Annotated in this window: 1 protein-coding gene and 2 pseudogenes; 1 reads left to right on the forward strand and 2 read right to left on the reverse strand. The window is 70.7% G+C overall.

What is annotated here, in order from left to right:
• Together MBA17_RS48960 and rsmI are read right to left on the reverse strand one after the other, a co-directional pair.
• Positions 1-387 (reverse strand): annotated as a pseudogene (locus tag MBA17_RS48960) (phospholipid carrier-dependent glycosyltransferase); the annotation flags it as partial.
• Positions 388-501: 114 nt separating this feature from the next.
• Complete coding sequence (gene rsmI / locus MBA17_RS48965) at positions 502-1,341, reverse strand: 16S rRNA (cytidine(1402)-2'-O)-methyltransferase (RefSeq protein ID WP_238505823.1); 840 nt, start codon at positions 1,339-1,341, stop codon at positions 502-504.
• 117 nt (positions 1,342-1,458) lie between these two features.
• Between rsmI and MBA17_RS48970 the strand changes: the two are divergent.
• Positions 1,459-1,887 (forward strand): annotated as a pseudogene (locus MBA17_RS48970) (phospholipid carrier-dependent glycosyltransferase); the annotation flags it as partial.

The following is a 1,887-nucleotide window of genomic DNA, read 5'->3' on the forward strand; positions in this document are numbered from 1 at the left end:
CCCGAACGGATTCGCCCCGAACAACCACTCACCCGCACCGATCATCCACTTCCCCAGCGGCGGATGCGCGACGTACTCGGGGCAGGGCGACGCGTCGGGCGGGGCGCATCGCACCCAGATGTCGGTGTCGCCGCCCAGCAGCTTCCGGTCCGCCACCGGGTCCTTGACGCTGCCGAGGGCGGTCCGCTCCACGCCGAACGTGATCAGCGCCAGGGCGTCCTTGATGTAGAACGTCTCGTCGAAGACGACCGCGTGCGGCCTCCCCAGCCCGGCGAACCGGAGGAACGTCCCGAAGGCCGCCACCAGCAGCGGTCCCAGCCAGCCCCACAGCCGGTCGCCCGGCATGCTCGGCAGCAACCGCCGCGGTGAAATGTCAGCAACAGACACGTCCGAACCCTATGTGGCTATTGATCGCCCGAGCACGCGATCAGGAAACGCGGTGGACGGCGTCGTCCGGGCTTGACGCCATCATCATTCACTCCCGCGCCGACGAGCACGCGATCAGGAAACGCGGTGGACGGCGTCGTAGAGATCGCGCTTGGGGATGCCCGCGGCCTTCGCGACCTCGACGATCGCCTGCTTGCGCGGGACGCCCTCGTCGGCCCGCCTGGCCACCTCGGCGGCGAGCGCGGCGAGGTCGGTCTCCTCGGCCACCCGGACGTGCCCGGCCACCACCACGGTGATCTCGCCCTTGACCCCGCCGGCCGCCCACTCCGCAAGCTCGCCCAGCCCGCCCCGCCGTACCTCCTCGTAGGTCTTGGTCAGCTCGCGGCACACCGCCGCGGGACGGTCGGGGCCGAACGCCTCGGCCATCGCGGACAGGCAGGCGGCGAGCCGGTGCGGGGCCTCGAAGAAGACCATCGTGCGCTCCTCCCCGGCGAGCGCGGCCAGGCGGCGGCCCCGCTCGCCCGGCTTGCGCGGCGGGAAGCCCTCGAAGCAGAACCGGTCGCTGGGCAGCCCCGACACGGCGAGCGCGGTGGTGACGGCCGAGGGGCCGGGCAGGACGGTGACCGTGACGCCGGCCTCGACGGCCAGCCGCGTGAGGCGGTAGCCCGGATCCGACACGCCCGGCATGCCGGCATCGGTGATCACCAGCACCGTGTCGCCCGCGAGGAGCGACTCCAGCAGTTCGGCGGCCCGCGCGGCCTCGTTGGCGTCGTAGTAGGACACGACCCTGCCGCGGATCGTCGCGCCCAGGTCACCGGTCAGCCGCCGCAGCCGCCGGGTGTCCTCTGCGGCGACCACGTCCGCCTCCTCCAGCGCGGCGCGCAACCGCGGCGAGACGTCGCCCGCCTGCCCGATCGGCGCGCCCGCCAGCACCAGCCTCCCTGAACCGTTCATCCCCTCATCCTCCCGCACCCTCCGGGCACGAAGCCCTGAACGGCATCAGAGTCCCAATTGGGATGTAGGTCGTGTTTCTTCGGATGACTACGTTGGGAGCACCGTACGATGTCTCGGGTGGCGGTGACCGACTTCTCTGACAAGGACTACCAACAGCCGGAACCCCAGGGGGACAGCGTGCGGCCGACTTCCGTGCGCGACCGGCTGGTGCCGCCCATGCCCGCGGGACTGCGCTGGGGCTGGCTGGGCCCGCTCCTGGTCACCTTCTTCGGAGCCTTCCTGCGCTTCGACCGTCTCGGGCAGCCGAACGCGATCGTCTTCGACGAGACGTACTACGCGAAGGACTCCCTGTCCCTGGTCAACTGGCTCGTCGAGCGGGTCGCGATCAAGGACGCCGACAAGCTGCTCATGCAGAACAACCCGAACATCTGGCAGCAGTGTGCGGGCACCGAGCTGGACAAGTGCGCGTCCTACGTCGTCCACCCGCCGCTGGGGAAGTGGATGATCGGTGCGGGTGAGTGGTTGTTCGGGGCGAATCCGTTCGGG

Source organism: Dolomitihabitans soli, from assembly GCF_022213955.1.
In the GTDB taxonomy this organism is placed as follows: Bacteria; Actinomycetota; Actinomycetes; order Streptosporangiales; family Streptosporangiaceae; genus Streptosporangium_A; species Streptosporangium_A soli.

Excerpts from the sequence above, each read along its gene's own strand:
- rsmI (WP_238505823.1), bottom strand. The coding sequence starts at position 1,341 with ATGAACGGTTCAGGGAGGCTGGTGCTGGCGGGCGCGCCGATCGGGCAG.